This window comes from Corynebacterium sp. UMB10321 (assembly GCF_030228725.1).
Lineage (GTDB): Bacteria > Actinomycetota > Actinomycetes > Mycobacteriales > Mycobacteriaceae > Corynebacterium > Corynebacterium pseudogenitalium.
This window is the reverse complement of sequence record NZ_JASOZC010000002.1, coordinates 100,308-120,358: the sequence shown is the minus strand read 5'-3', so window position 1 is coordinate 120,358 and position 20,051 is coordinate 100,308. Positions and strand designations below refer to the sequence as shown.

The 20,051-nt window shown below is 60.0% G+C and carries 18 protein-coding genes and 1 pseudogene; 4 read left to right on the top strand and 15 right to left on the bottom strand.

Features of this window, described 5'->3' with window-relative positions:
- Window positions 1-25 precede the first annotated feature (25 nt).
- The 11 genes from QP752_RS03525 to QP752_RS03475 all read right to left on the bottom strand — a co-directional run bounded on the left by QP752_RS03525 (window position 26) and on the right by QP752_RS03475 (window position 12,928).
- Complete coding sequence (locus tag QP752_RS03525) at window positions 26-1,525, bottom strand: FtsW/RodA/SpoVE family cell cycle protein (protein ID WP_256005187.1); 1,500 nt, start codon at window positions 1,523-1,525, stop codon at window positions 26-28.
- A 43-nt stretch (window positions 1,526-1,568) separates the two neighbouring features.
- Window positions 1,569-2,984, bottom strand: coding sequence for a UDP-N-acetylmuramoyl-L-alanine--D-glutamate ligase (gene murD / locus QP752_RS03520; protein WP_284804462.1), 1,416 nt, complete (start codon window positions 2,982-2,984; stop codon window positions 1,569-1,571).
- Entirely contained in the window at window positions 2,981-4,090 is a 1,110-nt protein-coding gene (mraY, locus tag QP752_RS03515; protein ID WP_070478780.1) for a phospho-N-acetylmuramoyl-pentapeptide-transferase, read from the bottom strand. Before mraY ends, murD begins: the two co-directional genes overlap by 4 nt.
- 9 nt (window positions 4,091-4,099) lie before the next feature.
- On the bottom strand, window positions 4,100-5,638 hold the full coding sequence (gene murF, locus QP752_RS03510; protein WP_256005191.1) for a UDP-N-acetylmuramoyl-tripeptide--D-alanyl-D-alanine ligase: 1,539 nt from the start codon (window positions 5,636-5,638) through the stop codon (window positions 4,100-4,102).
- Between the two features lie 9 nt (window positions 5,639-5,647).
- Window positions 5,648-7,165 carry a UDP-N-acetylmuramoyl-L-alanyl-D-glutamate--2,6-diaminopimelate ligase gene (locus QP752_RS03505; protein ID WP_284804460.1) on the bottom strand — a complete coding sequence of 506 codons (1,518 nt, stop codon included), beginning with the start codon at window positions 7,163-7,165 and terminating at the stop codon, window positions 5,648-5,650.
- A gap of 21 nt (window positions 7,166-7,186) precedes the next feature.
- Window positions 7,187-9,088, bottom strand: a complete 1,902-nt coding sequence (locus QP752_RS03500) for a penicillin-binding protein 2 (RefSeq protein WP_070362210.1) — start codon at window positions 9,086-9,088, stop codon at window positions 7,187-7,189.
- Between the two features lie 150 nt (window positions 9,089-9,238).
- The gene (locus tag QP752_RS03495; RefSeq protein WP_070362209.1) at window positions 9,239-9,946 is read right to left on the bottom strand and encodes a hypothetical protein; all 708 of its coding nucleotides are present in this window, start codon (window positions 9,944-9,946) and stop codon (window positions 9,239-9,241) included.
- 14 nt (window positions 9,947-9,960) lie between these two features.
- Entirely contained in the window at window positions 9,961-10,959 is a 999-nt protein-coding gene (gene rsmH, locus QP752_RS03490; RefSeq protein ID WP_141742248.1) for a 16S rRNA (cytosine(1402)-N(4))-methyltransferase RsmH, read from the bottom strand.
- Window positions 10,960-11,161: 202 nt separating this feature from the next.
- The gene (gene mraZ, locus QP752_RS03485; protein WP_070362207.1) at window positions 11,162-11,596 is read right to left on the bottom strand and encodes a division/cell wall cluster transcriptional repressor MraZ; all 435 of its coding nucleotides are present in this window, start codon (window positions 11,594-11,596) and stop codon (window positions 11,162-11,164) included.
- 405 nt (window positions 11,597-12,001) lie between these two features.
- Complete coding sequence (locus QP752_RS03480) at window positions 12,002-12,397, bottom strand: DUF3040 domain-containing protein (protein WP_070362206.1); 396 nt, start codon at window positions 12,395-12,397, stop codon at window positions 12,002-12,004.
- Between the two features lie 96 nt (window positions 12,398-12,493).
- Window positions 12,494-12,928: an SAV_6107 family HEPN domain-containing protein gene (locus tag QP752_RS03475; protein ID WP_070362205.1), complete on the bottom strand. Its 435-nt coding sequence runs from the start codon at window positions 12,926-12,928 to the stop codon at window positions 12,494-12,496.
- A gap of 129 nt (window positions 12,929-13,057) precedes the next feature.
- Here QP752_RS03475 and QP752_RS03470 point away from each other — a divergent pair, with 129 nt between their 5' ends.
- From QP752_RS03470 to QP752_RS03460, 3 genes are all read left to right on the top strand, one after another.
- Window positions 13,058-13,630, top strand: a complete 573-nt coding sequence (locus tag QP752_RS03470; protein WP_070362204.1) for a GNAT family N-acetyltransferase — start codon at window positions 13,058-13,060, stop codon at window positions 13,628-13,630.
- 137 nt (window positions 13,631-13,767) lie between these two features.
- The gene (locus tag QP752_RS03465) at window positions 13,768-14,799 is read left to right on the top strand and encodes a polyprenyl synthetase family protein (RefSeq protein WP_270049411.1); all 1,032 of its coding nucleotides are present in this window, start codon (window positions 13,768-13,770) and stop codon (window positions 14,797-14,799) included.
- A gap of 2 nt (window positions 14,800-14,801) precedes the next feature.
- Window positions 14,802-16,274 (top strand): alpha-(1->6)-mannopyranosyltransferase A, encoded by a 1,473-nt coding sequence (locus QP752_RS03460; RefSeq protein WP_284804456.1) that lies wholly within the window; start codon window positions 14,802-14,804, stop codon window positions 16,272-16,274.
- Here QP752_RS03460 and QP752_RS03455 read toward each other — a convergent pair.
- A complete protein-coding gene (locus tag QP752_RS03455; RefSeq protein WP_240492798.1) occupies window positions 16,243-16,605 on the bottom strand; it encodes an Rv2175c family DNA-binding protein in 363 nt (120 codons plus the stop codon). The two genes, QP752_RS03460 and QP752_RS03455, sit on opposite strands and share 32 nt — an antisense overlap.
- 48 nt (window positions 16,606-16,653) lie before the next feature.
- On the opposite strand from QP752_RS03455, the pseudogene QP752_RS03450 reads away from it, so the two are divergent.
- Window positions 16,654-17,841, top strand: a pseudogene (locus QP752_RS03450) (protein kinase); the annotation flags it as partial.
- A 37-nt stretch (window positions 17,842-17,878) separates the two neighbouring features.
- Here QP752_RS03450 and QP752_RS03445 read toward each other — a convergent pair.
- From QP752_RS03445 to QP752_RS03435, 3 genes are all read right to left on the bottom strand, one after another.
- Window positions 17,879-19,267: a class II 3-deoxy-7-phosphoheptulonate synthase gene (locus tag QP752_RS03445; RefSeq protein ID WP_070362200.1), complete on the bottom strand. Its 1,389-nt coding sequence runs from the start codon at window positions 19,265-19,267 to the stop codon at window positions 17,879-17,881.
- Window positions 19,268-19,353: 86 nt separating this feature from the next.
- The gene (locus tag QP752_RS03440) at window positions 19,354-19,866 is read right to left on the bottom strand and encodes a polyadenylate-specific 3'-exoribonuclease AS (protein ID WP_284804451.1); all 513 of its coding nucleotides are present in this window, start codon (window positions 19,864-19,866) and stop codon (window positions 19,354-19,356) included.
- Window positions 19,866-20,042 (bottom strand): hypothetical protein, encoded by a 177-nt coding sequence (locus tag QP752_RS03435; protein ID WP_284804449.1) that lies wholly within the window; start codon window positions 20,040-20,042, stop codon window positions 19,866-19,868. Before QP752_RS03435 ends, QP752_RS03440 begins: the two co-directional genes overlap by 1 nt.
- Window positions 20,043-20,051 lie beyond the last annotated feature (9 nt).

The window sequence follows — 20,051 nt, the reverse complement described above, 5'->3', positions numbered from 1 at the left end:
CCGTCCTTTCCTTTTCGACGGCCACCTAACGGTACCGGCGTCGCTCTGATTGGTTCGGTCGTGGTCTCCGTTGCGTTACCTCGACATTCCTGGTGGGCCGGGGCGAGTGCCGCTGAGCACGGTCGTCTGGGGCAACTCGGTGAGCAACAGGCACTCCGTACCGTTGCTCTCGGCGTGACTGCTCATGTGTACGAGTTCGCTCCGCGCGAGTCGCGCGCAGCTGTGCCGTCGCCTTCGGCTCCGGGACGAACAGCATTCTGTCGAAGCGTGGGCGCCCGTAGTTCTGCATGGCCGAGACTGCGTCGGGCTCGTGGCGGGCAATGGAGGCCAGCATGCCCATCGACCACAAGGTAATCACTGCCGAGGTACCACCGGCGGACAACATCGGCAGCTGAATACCCGTCACCGGCACAAGGCCGACGACGTACCCGATGTTAATGAACGCCTGCGAAACTACGCCTGCTGTTAACGAGGCAGCGGCGAGTCCCTGGAACGATGTCTGTGCGCGTTGCGCAGTGCGCAAACCGAAGTAGCCAAGGGCAGCAAACAGGGCGATCACCATAATGCCGCCCCACATACCGAGCTCTTCGCCGATGACGGCGAAGATGAAGTCGTTTCGAGCCTCTGGGAGGTAGAACCACTTCGCGCGGGACTGTCCGAGGCCGACGCCGAAGAGGGAGCCGTCGGCAAGAGAAAGGAATCCTTGGTGCGTCTGGAACGCAGCACCGCGAGTATCGCTGAAGTTTCCGAACAGCGCCTCGAAGTAGACGTGGAAGCGTTGCGAGCGGAAGCCGCCAAGCAGGAACAACATGACCGCTGCGGCACCGATGAGCCCGCAGAGGATGCCGATGGCCTTGAGCGGGAAGCCTGCGAACCACAGCACAAAGATCACGATGGCGGCAAACGACATGGTCATGCCGGCGTCACCCTGCTTCGCAATCAGGAGGATGCACACGCCCGCTCCAAGCAAGAACTGTGCGGTCGGCGACTGCCACGCAGGCGCCGATGCTGGCGGCTGCTTCTTCGACAGCACCGCAGCACCCCAAATTGCAATAGCCACACGGGCGAACTCAGAAGGCTGCATCGTCAACGAGCCGAACATCAGCCACGATTGCGAACCGACTTCCTCACGTCCGGTACCGATTAGCAGCACCAGTACCAGCAGGAACACCGCGAAGAGGAATAGTGGCGTGGCCAGCTTCCGGATGCGCTCGGGCGGGACCAACAGCGAAACCCAAAACAAGACAAGGCCCGCCAGCACCATCAGGGATTGCCGAAGCGCAGTCGACCACACGCTACTCGAAGCAGCGAACGATGACGCCATCGACGAGCTCATCACCATCACGATGCCCAACGCAGCCAGCACCAGCACCACGGTCCGAATCACGGTGTAGTCAATGAGGGGCCGCTGCTCAAGCGCCGCAATGAACGACGTATGTGCCCGGCCCAGTGCGCTTTGAGGCACGTCGCGGGTGCCAGTCTTTGGCGCACGCGCCGGCGGTTGCTGTCGACGATTTCGCTTCATGGCACCTCATTACCCTTCGCTTCGAACACTGCTGTGTCTCAAGTTACTGTAGTGAAAAGTGTCGCCTGGCGGCCGCACGAAACGCGTCGCCGCGCGCAGACATACCCGGATACATGTCCAGGCTCGCGGCAGCCGGTGCCAGCACAACGCTATCGCCAGGCTGCGCATGCTCTCCAGCAAAGCGAACCACGGCGTCCATTGCCACCTCGGGGTCAGTCGAGTCAGTCGCAAAGATAGGCAGGTCAGGTGCCAGCCGCTTGACGGCGTCGTAAATTTCCATGCGGTCGACCCCAAGCAGCGCTACGGCACGCATGTGCCCCACATGTTTTTCGACGACCTCATCAATCGCAGCGCCCTTCAGCTGACCACCTGCAACCCACACGACGGTGCCCGCCCCGGTCAACGCCGAATCAGCCGCGTGCGGGTTCGTCGCCTTCGAGTTGTCGATCCACCGAACGCCATTCGCCTCGTGGACCACGGCTCCGCGATGCCCCGCAACGTGGAAGCCTGCGAGTGCTTCACGAATCTCAGAGGGTGTCGCACCACACAGCAACGCCACGGCAGCGGCGGCGCCTGCGTCCAGCACGCCTGCAGCACCCGCGGGTTCAATGCCATTCGTATCTGCCAGTTCAAGGACCGAGCCGTCGCGGTGCGCAACGAGCTTGCCGTCGATAACACCGACCTGGCCTTCTTCGGGCTGGCCGAGCGTAAAACCGAAGAATTGCTTGCGGTCATTCTGTGCCACGATCGCTTGCACGTGCTCGTCATCGATGCCGACCACGGCGTTGGAAGCTTTGAGCACCTTCGCCTTCGCAGCCGCGTACGCCTCGAATGAGCCGTGCCAGTCAATGTGGTCGTCCGCAAGGTTGAGTAGAACTGCCGCGTTGGGAACGAGCTGGCTCGACCAATGCAACTGGAAACTGGACAGCTCGGCCACGAGCACGTCGACACGCTGGGGATCCACCACCGCGTCAGCCACGGCGGTACCGATGTTTCCGCACGCCAGCGCACGCTTACCAGTGCGGGCAGATGCCTCCTGCATCATGGCTGCGAGCATGCCAGTGGTGGTGGTTTTACCGTTCGTGCCTGTCACAACGAGCCACTCGCGCGGTGGCCCGAACACGCCCGCGCGATCCAACCGGTAGCACAGCTCGACATCACCGATGACATCGAGTTGGGCCGAGGCGGCGTCGACAAGCAGCGGCGTGTCGGGCCTCCACCCTGGAGACGTCACTACTACCCCGACCTCACCGAAGTACTCGTGTGCCAGCTGCGTATCGACGGCCCGCACTCCCCACGTGCGCTCAGCGAACTCGCGGTTTTCCTCGCTGTCGTCCGCGACGATGCATGGAACGCCGACCTGCTGGAGCATGCCGAGCACCCCTCGGCCCGAAACGCCCGCACCAGCCAGCAGCACGCCGCGGGAAATCTCTGCGGGGATCATACTCGTATCGGTCATGACAGCGTCACTCCGTTCTGTGTGAGCCACTCACCGTAGAAAATTGCGGTGCCGAGCGCGACCGCCATCGCAGCGATGAGCCAGAAACGCACAACCACGGTTGTCTCCGCCCAGCCTCCTTGCTCAAAGTGGTGGTGGAACGGCGCCATCCGGAACACGCGCTTGCCGGTGGACTTAAACGATGCCACCTGGATGACCACCGAGGCTGCCTCGAGCACGAAGAGTGCGCCAATGATGATCATCAGAAGCTCGGTCTTGGATGCCACTGACAGGCCCGCTACGAGGCCACCGAGCGCCAGCGAACCCGTATCACCCATGAAAATCTTGGCCGGGGACGCGTTCCACCACAGGAATCCAACGCAGGCACCGAAGCCTGCAGCCGCAAGCACCGCCAAGTCAAGCGGGTCACGGACGTTGTAGCAGCCCGCTGCCAGCGCTGCCTCGCAAGAGTTCCGGAACTGCCAGAACGTGATCATGGTGTACGCGGCCATCACCAGAGCAGTCGTACCAGCGGCCAACCCGTCGAGCCCGTCGGTGAGGTTCACCGCGTTCGACCAAGCAGCCAGCAGAATGTAGATAAAGATCAGGAACAGAATTGCGCCAAGGATTCCGCCGCCGACCGCGATGTCAATCGTTTCGATATCGCGTACAAAACTGAGCAGGGTCGAGCCTGGCGTCAAGCCGTTCTCGTCAGGGAATCGCGTGATCAGCAGGCCGAAAACAATGGCAATTGCAAACTGGGACACAAGCTTCGCAGTCTTATTCAAACCGAGATTGCGCTTCATGAAGAGTTTAATACCGTCGTCGGCAAGCCCGACCAGGCCAAGCGCCAATGTCAAGCCCAGCACGATGACGCCGCTCGCGGTAAACGCCGCGTGGTTAGTGGCCAGCGCGACAATCGAGCTAGCCAAGTAGCCCAGCGTGATCGCGAGCAAAATAGCGATGCCACCCATCGTTGGGGTGCCGCGCTTCCGCGCGTGCGACTGCGGCCCGTCCTCCCGAATTTCCTGGCCGATCTCGCGGCGGTGGAAATACCGAATCAACAAAGGTGTGACAAAAATGGAAACGAGGAAGCTAATAACTCCTGCGACAATTACTTGAATCATGTGAGACTGCTACCTTGCTTCATTCTCATTGGTTGACTTACTTTGACTGTCAAGCGTACGGGTGCGCATGAGTTGTTCAGCCACCACCCACAACTTTTGGGCGTTCGACGCTTTGACCAGCACCACTGCTGGCGGGGGTGTGGCAGTGGCAATCGTAGCTTCAACAGCGTTGCTTGCCTCGGCACTATCGGCAACAGACTGTGTGGCGATGCCCTGCTGCTGTGCCGCTTGCGCCAGCGATTCCATCGCGTCACTTTGCCCCACTGCTACGAGGTCCGTGATGTTGTGCTTTACCAGTTCTCCGGCGAGCTCAGCGTGGGCTGACGCGGACTCCTCGCCGAGCTCGCCCATCTCACCGAGCACCGCTATCGAGCGCGCCCCCGGGTGTGCGGCAGCCGTCGACGCAAGCGCTGCGATACCGGCACGCATTGATTCAGGGTTTGCGTTGTACGCGTCGTTAATGACAGTCACGCCATCCTCGCGGGTGCGCACATCCATGCGGTTCACGGATACGGTCCGTGCCTGGCTCAGCGCTGCCGCGATCGCTTCAGGCTGCATGCCCGCACCGAAACCGACTGCCGCCGCAGCAAGCGCGTTGCCAACCTGGTGGGCGCCGTGCACGCCCAGGCGAACTCTGTGCTGTTGCCCGTCTGGCGTGTGCATCACAAACGATGCTCGGGCAACCTCGTCCAATGAGATGTCTGTGGCAAAAAAGTCTGCTTCGGGCGAGCCCTCAGCCGAAAACATCCACACCTTCGCAGTTGTGCGGGGGCGCATACCTGCAACAAATGGGTCATCGGCGTTCAAGATGGCGATTCCACCGTGATCCGCATCAGGGAGTGATTCGACTAACTCGCCCTTCGCCTGAGCAATCGCCTCGCGTGAGCCAAACTCCCCAAGGTGTGCGGAGCCAACGTTGAGCACCACGCCGATTGATGGCGGGGCAATCTTTGCAAGATGCGCGATGTGCCCAATGCCCCTCGCGGACATCTCCGCCACCAAAAACGCCGTCTCCTGTGTGCAGCGCAGCACCGTGTACGGGTGACCAATCTCGTTATTAAAGGATCCCGGAGGAGCCACGGTCTCGCCTTTGTGGCGAAGCACCGCAGCGATCAGGTCTTTCGTCGAGGTCTTCCCCGCCGAACCGGTCACGCCGACAATTGTGAGTCCGTGTTCGCGAACTAGGCGGCGAGCCACGTGCGCTGCGAGCTTCGAAAGGCCCGCGACAACACCGAGTGCACTGCCCGTTGGGTCGCTCGCAGCCAAGTCAGAGTTGTCATCTGGCCGAATCTCGGCGCACGGAACGATCACCGCAGGAGCACCCACGTCGCGCGTGGTTATGGCGGCTACCGCGCCCTGCTCCAATGCCGTGCCGACGAAGTCGTGTCCATCAACCCTCGCGCCTTTCAGCGCAAGGAAAAGGTCGCCCTCAGACACCTTCCGCGAATCAAACTCGACGCCACCCGATACTTTCGCCTCGGGGTCCGCCTCCTTCGACAGCGTTCCCCCGACGATCTCGGCGATCTCACCCAACGAACATGCAATCATTATCTACTGTTACCTCGCGAAAGTTTCTAGGGCGCGACGCATCTCTTCCCGATCATCGAAGTGGTGCGTCGTAGTGCCAACAATCTGGCCGACTTCATGCCCCTTGCCAACGACAATGACCGCATCTCCCGGCTGTGCCCACTGCACCAGAGCGTCAATCGCCGCAGCGCGGTCGCCGATTTCACGCACCTCCGGGTGGTGGGGAGCATCCGCGAGTTCCAATGCACCACGCAGCACCTCCGCGCGGATCGATGCTGGGTCCTCTGTACGCGGGTTATCATCAGTCACCACCACAAAGTCAGCACGCTGCGCAGATTCGCGGCCCATGATGACGCGTTTCGACGCATCCCTGTCCCCGCCGGCGCCAACAGCAATGCCGACGCGCCCAGCCACTTGCTTTCGGAGCGTATCCAGCACGGCTGCGATGGCCGCAGGCTTATGCGCGTAGTCCACGACTGCAACAAACGGTTGCCCGCAGTCGATGCGTTCCATACGTCCAGGGACCTGCGCTTTTGATAGGCCCTTCATGAATGCATCTACATCAACGTCGGCGGTGTACGCCATAGCGGTTGCCAAGGCAGCGTTAGCCACGTTGAACGCGCCCGGCATTTGCAGCGTCAACGTGTGAGTCGAAGTGGGCGTCGATAAGGAAATCTCTTGCGCGCCAGTCTTGTCTGCGGACAGCTGCTTCGCGCTCACGTCGACCCCAACCTGGCCGTGGGTGCCAACGCGAACCGGGTGCTGTGCCCGGTCAGCCATGCGCTCGCCCCACTCGTCATCGACGCAAACTACCGCGCGTTTCGCGGCACTGCGCGACGTCGGGTCAAAGAAGAGCGCCTTCGCCTCAAAGTACTCCTCCATTGTTTTATGGAAGTCCAGGTGATCCTGGCTCAGGTTTGTAAACCCAGCGACATCGAAAGACGTGCCACTCACCCTGCCAAGCATGAGCGCGTGGGAAGAAACCTCCATCACTACGTGCGTCACTCCAGCCTGCAGCATGCGGCGGAACAGAGCCTGCAGCGTCGGGGCTTCCGGGGTAGTCAGGGACGTTGGAACGTACTCGCCGAGAATCTTCGTGCCGGTGGTGCCAATCAGACCTACCTTCGCTCCTGCTGCCTCAAGCCCCTTCTCCAGCATGTACGTCACGGTAGTCTTGCCAGACGTGCCGGTAACCCCGAGCAGCGTCATGTGCTCGGATGGGTGACCATACACCTCGGCTGACACATCGCCGAGAACTTCGCGAACGTCTTCGACGACCAGCACCGGCCGCGTTTCCCCTTGGTCCTCGAGGATCTTCGCGCCTGCATTGTCAGTAAAGATGGCGCCTGCTGGGCACTGCTTTGCAAACGTTGCACCATGCACGCGGGTGCCGGGCAAAGCTGCGAACAGTCCGCCTGGGGCAATCTTTGACGAATCGAGTGCAATCTCTTCAATGTGCAGCGGCTGATCTGGGGCGTTGTGGAGCGTCCCACCAGACAGCGCTGCGAGCGCCTCCAGGGTAGGCGCGTTCGGTGTTGTCTGCGTCATGTCATTCATTGTGAAACTTCCCTACTGGGCTTGCAAAACGTACTGGTCCGCTTCTGGGCTAGGTGGCAAGTTCTCCCTATTGATCAACCAGCTGGCGATTTCAGTAAACACCGGACCTGCCGACTGTCCACCGGCTCCGCCTTCTCGTGTACCTCGCTGCGGCTCATCAAGCATGACGGCCACGACAAATCGCGGATCGTTCGCAGGCGCGATGCCAGCAAACGTAATCCAGAACTGGTTTTGCGAGTAGGCGCCAGTCTCAGGATTCACCTTTTGCGCGGTACCAGTCTTGCCCGAAAGCTGATAGCCAGGAAGTTGGCTGTTCTGGGCGGTACCGTTGTTGATCCCTGCCGGGTCGTTTTGGAACGTGGAACGGAACATGTCCACGACTGTGCGTGCCGTCGCCTCCGACACCACACGATGCCGCTCAGGTTCGGGCTGTTCCAGCGGTGTGCCCTCTGCACTTTCAATGCTGCGGATAATGCGAGGCGTAATCCGCTCGCCACCGTTGGCAAGCGTTTGGTAGACGCTGGCCATCTGAAGCGCTGTCCAGCTCATTCCCTGCCCAATTGGTAGGTTCGCAAACGTTCCTCCGGACCACTGCTCTAGCACCGGCAACAGACCGGCGGACTCGTTGGGCAGCTCAATGCCGGTTGTGTTTCCGATTCCGAAGCGCTGCAGGTAATCCCAATAGCGCTCCTCGCCCAGCTTCTGCGCAATCTGCAAGGTGCCCACATTCGAGGACTTCCCGAAGATGCCCGCTGTGGTGTACGGCATCACGCCATGCTCCCACGCGTCGCGCACAGTAATACCAGCCATGTCGATAGAGCCCGGCACTTGGTGTACTTCTTCCGGAGTAGTCACCTTCTCCTCAATTGCCGCAGTCGCTGCGATAATCTTCGCCACGGAACCCGGCTCAAACGGGTGCGAGATCGCGTTATTGCTGAAGTCCTTCCCTTCGCGCAGCTGCCGTTCGATGTCCCCGTTCGGGTCAATAGTAGAGGTATTCGCCATTGCTAGCACTTCACCACTGCGGGCATCGAGCACTACTGCCTCGGCGTCCTTTGCCAACGAGTTCCGTTTCGCGTTCTCCAGAGTCTGCTGCACAAACGACTGCAGGTCCAGGTCGATCGTCAAGGTGATCTTCGCGCCATCCACCGCGGGTACAACATCGCGCAGCGTACCGGGGATGGACTGCCCGTCGTTCGACACGTCCTCTGTCTTGCGCCCGTTGATCCCGGTGAGCACCGCATCACTCGATGCTTCAAGCCCAAACTGTCCCTGCCCGTCCATCGACACCTTGCCGAGGATGTTTTCAGCAATCGCCCCGTTCGGGTACTGCCGGATGTCCTGGTGGTCCGAGGCCACGCCGTGGAACTCAGCAGCAATGTTCGACGCCACATCAGGGTCCACGTTCCGGACAAGTACCTCGTAGTTCGAATCCGCGTGCAGCTTCTCGAGGATGTCGCGTGCGTCAACCTTGCCCACACTGCGCATATCGTCATTGTCTCGTCGCCTATCGACGTCCTCTTCGCCCATTGCCTCGCCAATCATGACGGGAATCTCGTTGGCCATCGTGCGCAGAATATCCTCGACTCTCGCGTCAACCATGGCTCGCGTCGCGTCATCGTCGAGATTCGGAATGTTTTCATTGAGCATGACCTGCTCACGCAATTCCTTACGAAGCGTCACCGGCGACACAGTCAACGACCGCGCCTGCATCGTGTACGCCAGGTGGTTACCTTCGCGGTCCACGATCTCACCGCGCCGCGCGGGGTCAGTGTAAATCCTGGCGCGCTGCGACTGCGCCTGCTCGCGCAGCTGTGGGCCCCACACCACCTGCACAAGAAACAGCCTGCCGACCAAAAATACGCTGACTACAAGAAACAGAATTACTGCCCATTGGGACCGCTGGTGCAACACACTTCGCCGTGTCTTAGGCGCTTGAGGTGCTTGCAGGGCACGTGGCCGAGCAGTTCGTTTTCTCCGGTCCGGGTGCGATTCGACCACTGCCCTATATTCACCTCACTCAATTGCATTCAACGGGTAAGAAACGATTCGTGCCCTTAGAGCTTAGAGCGTAGGTGGGACATTCGGCGCATACGGCGCCACGTTGTCCAAACGAGAAGTGCTGCCAAGCACGTTATTGCCAGGAAGCTGCGTCAAAGAATCACCGATTTCGCGAGTTGCTTGCTGGTCACTCGACGCGCGCCCAGATCGTGCGTGAGACTCATTCACGTCCACCACACCGACAGTTGCGTTCGGGTCGAACGGACGCTGCTCATGCACACTGCCATCTTCATGCACCGCAACGATCCCTGGAGCCGATGGAACCAACAGGCCTGCGTCACCTGCACGTTGTGCAATCTCTGCGGATGATTTGCGGTCCTCAAGGTCGCGGGTCAGCGATTCGACACGGTTGGTCAGCTCTCGTTCCTGCGCCTGAAGGCGCTGAATGGTAAACGTTTGCGTCGTCGACAAAGCGCTGAGCCCCATCGCAGCAACAACCCCGAATACCAGCAGTACCACCGTCACTGTGAACGTCAGCGACAACTGTTTCTTAGCGACAGCCGGCTGCGCAATCCTCCTGCCGCGGTAGGACACAATCTGCTTCGACCCCAACCGCCCGTGAGTACGCGGGTGTGGGACGTGTGGCCGAATTCCCGGGTTGAGCAGCCGAGTGTTCGCGCTACGCTGCTGGCCGGAGCGCCGCGTCTGCGGGCGCGCCTGATCACCGCGCGTCAGCGTCATGTTCGATCCGCTGTGCTCTCGTGCTGCCATGATTGATCAGTTCCTTAGTTGCCTTGTGCTAGTTTCTCGACACCACGTACCCGTACGGACGCCGCTCTAGGGTTATGTTCAATTTCAGTTTTCGACGCCTTCTCCGACCCATTTGTGATGGATCGAAACAGCGGCTGCGTACCGGGTAAGTCCATCGGGAGCCCCGGTGGGGTTTTCGACTCCGTGAGTTCCCGAAACGCCGCCTTGACGATTTTGTCTTCCAGCGATTGATAGCTCATGAAGACCGCACGTCCACCAACTCCGAGGAGGTCAGTAATGACGGGGAGGACTTGCTCGACCGCTTCGAGCTCGCGGTTCACTTCGACCCGCAGCGCCTGAAACGTTCGCTTTGCCGGGTGCCCGCCCGACCTACGTGTGGCTGCCGGAATCGTGTCGTACAGCAGCTCCACCAGACGCGCACTCGTTGTGAATGGCTCCTGTTCACGCTGCTGAACAATCGCCCGAGCAATCTTTCCCGCAAAACGCTCGTCTCCGTACGTCTTCAAAATGCGTGCCAAGTCACCGTGCGAGTAGGTATTCAGCACGTCAGCTGCAGTGAGCGATTGCGTCGTATCCATCCGCATATCTAGCGGGGCATCGACCTTGTACGCGAAACCGCGTTCTTCCTGATCGAGCTGCATCGAAGAAACGCCAAGGTCAAACAGCGCCCCGGCAACTCCATTTTCGCGGACGATGCCGAAAGGCACCCGCTCGTCAGAAGCCGCAACTTCGCCAATTGCGTCAAAACGGGCTTGCACCGGAACAAAACGGTCGCCGAATGGAGCCAGACGCTCCGTTGCCGCAGCTAACGCGTTTGGGTCGCGGTCGATTCCAATAACGTACGCGTTTGGAAATGTAGAAAGAAAGTACTCAGTGTGGCCGCCTGCCCCGAGGGTGCCGTCGACAATCACTGCGCGATCGCCGAATTGCTCAACTGCTGGTGCGAGCAATTCCGCCATCCGGTTACGCATCACGGGAACGTGGCCACGGTTTGCCACCGGATCAAAGTCCATCGCGGCTTCTACCATTGTCGGGCACACTCCCTTCACTGCGTTGTTCTGAAAATTACCTACACCCATGTTTGGGGAGCGTATAGAGCCCTACCCCGGGCGGCTGCTCTGATGTCGGGGAAGTACACCAGAACGCTTCACGCCCGGGATAGAGTCCGTACACGCTCTCCGTCAGTAGTCGATGTCCACTGTCAGGTAGTCAGCCTTACAGCAGACCGGAGAGTATGTCGTCGTCATCCGCCGCCGAGAAGGCGGCTTCAGTCTCTTCTTGATATTGAGCCCAGGATTGTGCATCCCAGATCTCGAGAAAATCTACAGAACCGATGACCACGCACTCCTTGGAAAGGTTTGCGTATTCCCGGTGCGACGCCGACAACGTGATACGACCAGAACCGTCAAGCGTTTGCTCATCCGCACTGGCAGCCAGATTACGAATGAACGCTCGAGCCTTCGGGTTCGTGCGGGATGCTGCAGCAGCCTTTTTGGCTCGCGCTGCGAACTCCGCACGGGGGTAGACCGCCAAAGAGTGATCTTGCCCCTTGGTCACCATCAGCCCGTCCGCGAGGTCCTCTCGGAACTTCGCAGGCAGCGTCAAGCGTCCTTTGTCATCAAGCTTGGGAGTGTAGGTTCCCAGAAACATCGGGCGACCCACCTTCCTCTACGCCGTCAGACACGTGATGTATGTAGTTTTCTCTGCTTCGTGCGACAAAGGTGTGTAGTCAGCACACCACCGCGCCTTCCGCTACGCCCCACTTTAACCCACTGTGCCCCACAAATGCCACACCACACACAAAAAAGATTACCGACTTCAACATAACCGCAGGTCAACGAGTAAGAAAACGGTGGGGCTCCCTCCCCCTTTCGCGCTTCACAATAGCCACAATCACCCCACTAGTCGACTAGATACGCAAAGAAATACCCACAAAAGTCCATCTCCGCATACACGTGTGGGCAAAAGTGGAGAATGTGGGTGAAAGTGGGGCGCTTGGCTTCGCCCACACAATAAAAAACGCCCCCAGTAAAGGGGGCGTGGTCCTTTTTAGGATTAAGGCCGATCCTCGAACCGGCGTTTAAAGTTCTGCTCCATCGAGCTCACTCGAGGAGACTTCGGCTGGTTCCGGGAAACATTCCGCAACTGCGATACAGATGGGCCATGCGCTGGGGTGCGCAACGCCATGATTCCACCAGCCATCATGACGCCGAACCCGATAACGCTAATGATTACTGTCCAAATGGAAAGCGAGGCAAGCGCAACACCGCCGAGCAACAACACCACTCCAAGCACCATTAACGCAACGCTGCGCATCGTAATCCGGCCTGTGGACGATGGAGCCGCATAGTCGGCGTTTCGGCCGACGCTTTGCACAAATGAAGGGTCATCTGCCATGAGTGACTGCTCAATTGCGCGGAGTGCTTGCTGCTCCTGTTCAGAAAGTGACACTGCTCTACTCCCAAGCTCCAAAGCGGACGTTGCTATCCATACAACGGCCATCCTAGCGCCTTTGTTCCCCGGGAGACGAGGGCAAGATTGCCCCGGCTAAGCCGCAACACCATTTCCGGCAGGAAGTGCCTCGAGGTGGAACTGTTCCGCCTGCTCAAGCAACTGCGCAACCCTGCCAGCTGGCGGCATATGCTCAATCCCCGAGGCAACGCGGCCGCGTTCCCGCGAGAACGACTCAAACACATTCGCCCACCGCTCACCGCCCTTCCCCGTGAGCGCAAGCTTCTTCCACGCACTACTTGGCAGCCGCTTTCGCTTCTGAATTACCGGACTATCGGAACACACCGCACCCGCAGTCCGCAGCGCTGCACGGTAGGCATATTCCATAGCCTCGTCGTACGCCCCCTCCTCAAATCGCCCATAGGCATACGTGAGGCAACCATCGGCAGTTTCAAGAAACTGGTCACGCTTCGATTGACGGACGCGAGCACCGTAAACTTCGTTCGTTGTCGCAGAGATAACGCTGTTCATGTTGATTTCTCCTTCATTTCCCTTTCGCATTTGAGATGAATATAGAAAATGGGTCCGACAAACCCCCCAGAACTTCGCTCATTTGTTCGAATATGGCGAAACTTCCCGAACTCATGGTTCGATAAAGGCATGAAGACCGAAATCCGCCGACTCACATCGGCCGAGTACCTTCTTGCAACGCCTGCACTCGTCGACCTCTATATAGAGGCCATGGACTACCCGGTCAATGTTCGGGCGCAACGCATCTCCTCCTGGCGCCAAGAGGCTCTCTCCCCAGGCTTCACTGCAATCGCGGCAGTTGCTGACGACACGATCATCGGCATTGCATACGGAATGTTGGGACAGCGTGAACGATGGTGGGATCAGCAGCTCAGGCGGGCGCTTGCCATGCAAGGGGGGCCGTCGAAAAGCGAAAAGGAGTTACTCCAAAGCTACTTTGAGGTCGCTGAAATCCATGTGCTCCCTAGCTATCAAGGGAGAGGTATCGGCGCGAGGTTGCTCCGGGAGCTCCTGCGCCTTGCGCCGGCAAAATTTGCTCTACTGTCTACCCCTGAGGTCGAGCACGAGGACAACGGTGCGTTCAAGCTCTACCGCAAATTTGGGTTCTCCGACGTCGCACGTAACTACCTCTACCCCGCTGATCCGCGGCCATTTGCGATTCTTGGGCGATCGCTGCCACTCAGCGCCTCACCAATGTTGTAGGTTTGTCGTGGTAACTCGGTAGTCTCTAGGTGCATACGTCTACGACAGATTCTGGAATGGAGCACAACGTGTCTGAAGTATCCTCACAAGGGCCAACGCTCGAGGCCATCCCCGCGCTTGTTGAGGAGCAACTTCGCGTGTTCTTCGACGGCCAGGAATCGGTAGTCGCGGAAATTGGTGCCCCGGTGGAGGACGCAGTCTCTTACCTGCGCAAGTTTGTCCTCGGTGGAGGCAAGCGGATACGGCCACTCTACGGTTGGGCTGGCTTCATCGGCGCAGGAGGGCTTGACCACAGCCAGGAGAACCCCGACGCAGTGCTGCGCGCAGTGAGCTCGCTCGAGTTCATTCAGGCATGTGCGCTCATCCACGACGACATTATCGACGCCTCCGACACCCGGCGCGGCAACCCAACAGTGCACCGCGCGGTTGAGGCTACGCACCGCAACGAAGGCTACCGTGGTGACGCCGCTTCGTTCGGCGAGCACTCGGCCATTTTGATTGGCGATCTTGCGCTGGTGTGGGCAGAAGACATGTGGCGATACTCGGGGCTCACGAATGATGCCCTCGACCGCGCGGCGAAGCCGTGGGTGGGGATGCGCACTGAGGTGATCGGCGGCCAGCTGCTGGACATCATGTTAGAGGCTAAGGGCAGCGAATCTGTTGAGCTCGCAGACAAGGTGAATCGGTACAAGACCGCTGCGTACACGATTGAACGGCCGCTCCACCTTGGCGCCGCGATTGCCGGCGCACCGGATGCAACGATCGCCGCGTTCCGTGGTTACGGACGTGATATTGGCATTGCGTACCAGCTCCGCGACGACATCCTTGGGGTCTTCGGCGAACCTGAGGTGACCGGCAAGCCTGCTGGCGACGATATCCGTGAGGGCAAGCGCACCGTCTTGTTCGCCACTGCGCTGGCAAACTTGGATGCGTCCGATCCTGCCGCAGCGCAACGCCTTCGCGACGGGATTGGCGTCGCAGCATCGCCCGAGGAGCTTTCCGAACTCGCAGAGCTTATTCAAGAAAGTGGCGCCGTCGAGGCAGTAGAGGCGCGCATCGACCGCCTCACTGAATCAGGCCTGCAGCACCTTTCGGACGCAGGGATTGATGATGCAGTTGCGCAGTTCATGCGTGACTTAGCTATCAAAGCCACGGCTAGGCGTATGTAGCAATGAAGTCTCTTTCGCCGACACGACTAGGGCTGCTGGCAAGTATCTTGGTGGCCCTTGGCTCCTTTGGGGCCGGGGCCACCCGCAACCGTGGCGGCGTGATGCGTATGTTGGGTGTCGACAATCTGACGTACGGGCACGGGCGTGCGCTCATGGACATCACGATGAGCGTCGGCATCGTTTTGTTGTTGCTTGCCTGGCTGTGGCTGTGGCGTACGCGTCCCACCTTCGATACGGTACGGCGCACCACCTGGCTGTGGACCGCACCACTCGCTCTGAGCGCACCGATGCTCTCGCGCGACGTGTACTCCTATCTGATGCAAGGCGCCATGCTTCGCGACGGCTTCGACCCATACTCAGAAGGTGCGGCCGTCAACCCCGGCCCGCTGCTGTGGGAAGTCTCGCACGACTGGCGCAACACCACCACCCCGTACGGTCCGCTGCACCTGGGGTTAGGCAAGCTGATCACACTGGTAACTGGCGATAGTGTAGGCGCCGGCATCGTTGCATATCGGCTCCTAGCGCTGGCGGGTTTCGCGCTGATTATCATCACGGTCCCGAAAATTGCGCAGCAGCTCGGCGGCGACAGTGCATTTGCGCTCTGGATTGGAGCGACGAACCCCTTGATGCTGCTGCATATGGTTGGCGGCATGCACAACGAGGCCGTGATGGTGGGGCTCGTCAGCGTCGGCATCGTGTGGGCACTACGCCGCCCAGCAACCTTCGCCACTTTTAGTGGCGCCATCGCTGTGGTGGCTGTCGCGGTCTCGCTCAAGGCCACGGCTGCCGTGGCGATGCCTTTCATCGTGTGGCTGATGGTTGCCCATTTCGCGGGTGCATCAGCATCTGTGCTTAAGAAGTGCGGCGTGTTCATCCTTGCCACGGCTTGGTCTATCGCGCTGACAGGCGGGGTGCTTTATGTTGTCACCGCGGCGTCTGGCGCGTCGTGGGGATGGCTGGCTGAGATCTCCGGCAACTCGAAGGTGATCAACCCGTTGGCAGGGCCCACGCTGGTCACCGAGATACTCGCTCCCGGTTTCCAGCTTTTCGACGACCACTTCTACTACAACAGCCTGCTCGTTGTCGTGCGCGCGGCCGCTTCCATCCTGATGTTGGTGGCGTTAGCCGTTGTGTGGTGGTGGTTCCGCCCGAAACCGGGTGCAGCGAACGACGTGCGCGCTGTCCAGGGCACGACCGCCGCGTACGTCGCCGCGTTCATCACGAATGCGGTCACGCTCCCCTGGTACTACGCGTCGATTTTGGCACTCGTGGGAACTTTCCGGGCACCGCGGTGGGTGCAACAGGTCGCCGTGGGTGCGAGCGTGATCATCGTGCTGGCGTTTACAGGCGGCGGTAACCACCGCTTTTACGATGCCTGGTTCCTCGTCGCGGCACCGTTCGTGGCCTTTGCAGCAGTGCTTGCGGTGTGGCCGTTCAAGCAGGCTAAAACGCCATCGCCTGTGCTCGGCGAATAACTTCGCGGGCACCATGGCCGTGCAGCGCGTCGATTGGACGGCCGCTCAGTGATTCATCGGGGGTAAATAGGTACTGAAGCGACTCTTCGGGGGAAAAGCCGCCGTCCGCAAGCACGGTGATTGCACCGCTGATGAACTTTGACATCTCGCCGTCCGCCAGCAGGAGCGCAGGAATGTAATTCACGCCGTCCTTGCGGTAAACGAGGAGCTTGTCGGCGTGAACATAGTCGTGGATTTTTGTGACTGGAACGCCGAGTGTTTCCGCAACTTCGGGAAAGGTCAGCAGTTCATCGTGTTCGAGCAAAGAATCAATAGTCTGTTGAGCACTCACGACCGACAGTTTACGCGTCGAGAGCACGTTTGGGCCATACTGGAGCGCATGGCACAGCTCGCAGTTGGAGACACGCTGGACAACCGGTACATCATCGATCGCCCCATCGCACGCGGTGGCATGGCAACGGTATACCGCTGCGTCGATACGCGTTTAGGCCGTGAAGTTGCCGCCAAGGTGATGCACGAGTCCTACGTGCATGACAGCGTGTTTCGTGAGAGGTTTCGTCGAGAAGCTCGGGCGATGGCCCAGCTTTCCCACCCCAACCTGGTCAACGTGTACGACTTCGCTGCCCAAGGCGAACCCACGAATCAAGTATTTTTAATCATGGAGCTCATCACCGGTGGAACACTGCGTGAGCTGCTCGCCGAGCGCGGTCCCATGCCACCGCACGCCGCCGCCGAGGTAATGCGGGCTGTGCTCACTGGCCTCGCGGTCGCGCACCAAAAAGGAATGGTGCACCGCGATATCAAACCGGACAATATCCTGATTAACAGCGATCACAGTGTCAAGCTTGCGGACTTCGGCCTTGTGCGTGCGGTCTCAGACATCACGCATTCCACCGACCAGATCGTAGGTACGGTCGCCTACCTCTCCCCCGAGCAAGTGGACGGTTCACCAATCACGCAGGCCTCCGACGTCTATTCCGCAGGCATCGTGCTCTTTGAGCTACTCACCGGCCAGCAGCCCTTCAACGGCGATACCCCCATCGCGCACGCCTTCGCACGGCTACATGATGTGGTGCCCGCGCCCAGCTCTCGGATCGGAGGCGTACCAAAGCTTTTCGACGAACTCGTGGCCACCGCCACCGCGACCGACCCCCACGACCGCTTCCATGACGCATCGGAGTTCCTCGCTGCGCTCAACGACGTAGCGGACGCGCTTGAGCTACCACCCTACGCGGTACCCGTACCAAGGCATTCCGCAGCGAATCGTGCCGCAGCTCACCCCACGCAGTTTCGCCTCCGGCCGAATTCAACAGATGATTCCCCGAGAACACGTGTGGATGCGCCGACAGTCCAGCCCCCGGCGCCTGCACCGCCACCACCACAGGTGCCAGCCCCGGCTCCACCGCAAGCCCCGCTTTCCCCGGCGCGACCTCGCAAGCCGGTGAGCAACCGCTCGGGAATCGGCCTGGCAGTTTTCCTAGTGTTCAGCGCAATCTGCACAGGCTTGGTTGCGGTGGGCGGCTGGTGGCTCGGGTCCGGCATGTACGGCGAGATTCCGCAGATCCTCCTACCGATGCCCTAAGGCGCCACCGCCGCGCGCAATCTTAGTAGCGCAACATCTCCGCTACGAGGAAGGCCAACTCGAGTGCCTGCTCAGTGTTCAAGCGCGGGTCGCAGGCAGATTCGTAGCGGCCTGGCAGGTCAACGTCAGTGATGTCCTGCGCACCGCCGAGGCACTCGGTGACCGCCTCGCCGGTCAGCTCAATGTGGATGCCACCCGGGTGCGTGCCCAACTGACGGTGCACCTCGAAGAAGCCCTGGACCTCATCCAGAATCTTGTCAAAGTGCCTGGTCTTGTAACCATTTGACGCCGTAAACGTGTTGCCGTGCATCGGGTCGCTTTGCCAAATCACCTTATGGCGAGATGCCTCGACGGCGTTGACGATGCCTGGCAACACTTCGCGAATCTTGTCGTGCCCCATCCGGATCACCATCGTCAAACGGCCAGGCTCGAAATTCGGGTCGAGCTTATCCGCGTACGCCACGGCTTCTTCCGGAGTGGTCGTCGGCCCCAACTTGATGCCGATCGGGTTATCGATCATCGCGGCGAAGTTCACATGGAAGTCATCGAGATCGCGGGTGCGCTCGCCGATCCACAGCTGATGCGCGGACAGGTCATACAGCCGCGTCTCCCCCTGATCGTCTTCGGCGAGGCGCAGCATTGCGCGCTCGTAGTCCACAAGCAGAGCTTCGTGGGAGGCGTAAATCTCCGAGGTCCGGAGGTGTTCGTCGCTCACGCCACAAGCATCCATGAAGGCAAGCGAGCGCGAAATCTCACGGCCGAGCGCCTCGTAGCGTGCACCCGCCGGAGAGTTGGTCACAAACTCGCGGTTCCAAGTGTTGATGTTGTGCAGGTCCGCGGTACCGGACGCAGTAAGTGCACGAACCAGGTTCATAGCCGCAGACGCATTTGCGTACGCGCGGACCATGCGAGCGGGATCATGGCGACGCGCCTCCGGAGTCGGTTCGACGCCATTGACGATGTCACCGCGGTAATTCGGCAAGCCGTTGCCGTCGAGATCAGATGAACGTGGCTTTGCGTACTGCCCGGCGATACGCCCGAGCTTCACTACGGGCATCGACGCGCCGTACGTCAACACTGCCGCCATCTGCAGGAGTGTACGCACGTTCGCGCGGATATGAGGCTCTGTGTTGGACTCAAATGTCTCCGCGCAGTCACCACCCTGAAGCAAAAACGCTTCACCGTTAGCGACCTTCGCCATTTTCTGCTTGAGTTCTTCAACCTCTGGGGCAAGAACTACCGGCGGTACAGATTCGAGAATCTTCCGCACATACTCAGCCTCATGACGGTCCCAGCTCGGCTGCTGCTTCGCGTCACGCGACAACGCGTCCTGGAACTGTGCATTGAGGTCTCCCGGGAGCGGTGGCAAATCGGGGAGAACTTCTTTGGGGATATCTACTGTCCAACTCACACTTAGTGTTTAGCACGAAGCTGCGACGAATACCACAACTTTGCGGCGCGAATACCTGCACAGACTCAAAGTGTGAAACGCGCGTCTCACGATCTAGACGCGCGGCCAAGCCGGTCAAGCGGCAAATATTCCGCGCATACGCGGTACTTCTTCAGGTTATGGCGCGCATCTACCAATGCATCGTGGTTCCCGCGCGGCACCTGTGGCAGCCTCGGCCGCCCCGCCATTTCCCAGTACTGCTTCAGCTCTCGAGTAAAGCGCGGAAGGTTCATCGGCAACCCGGTCATGTCACCCCACAGCTGCGCCAGCACAACGTGATCGTACGCCCCCACCCATGCCCAAAGCTCCGGGGCGGAGCGGGGCGTCGTCAAGAACTCGTAGACCTCACTGCGGATCTGCTCCCGCGACTTCCATGCGGGGTGACCAGCACCGGGCAGTTTATCCAAGACATTGTCGCGCACCCACTGGTTCGCACGCGCGGCGTCAAACTCATTGGACACCGCGTAGTATTCACGGCCGTCCTCCGCGACGATGCCGATGGAGACTAGCTCAATGGTCGAGCCGTCTTCGATGAACTCTGTGTCGTAAAAGTAACGCACTAGTTCGCCTCACCCTCCGGGCCCTCAGGTTTGCGTGGCCAAAACATCACCGCTGCAACGAACAGTACGAGTAGCGGCGAAATCACATTCCTGGCTATCTCAAGTTCACTCGTGACGAGATACGCTCCCACCGCGCAGCACACGAGCACAATACGAATAACGAGGTCCCGGTCCATCAAACGTCC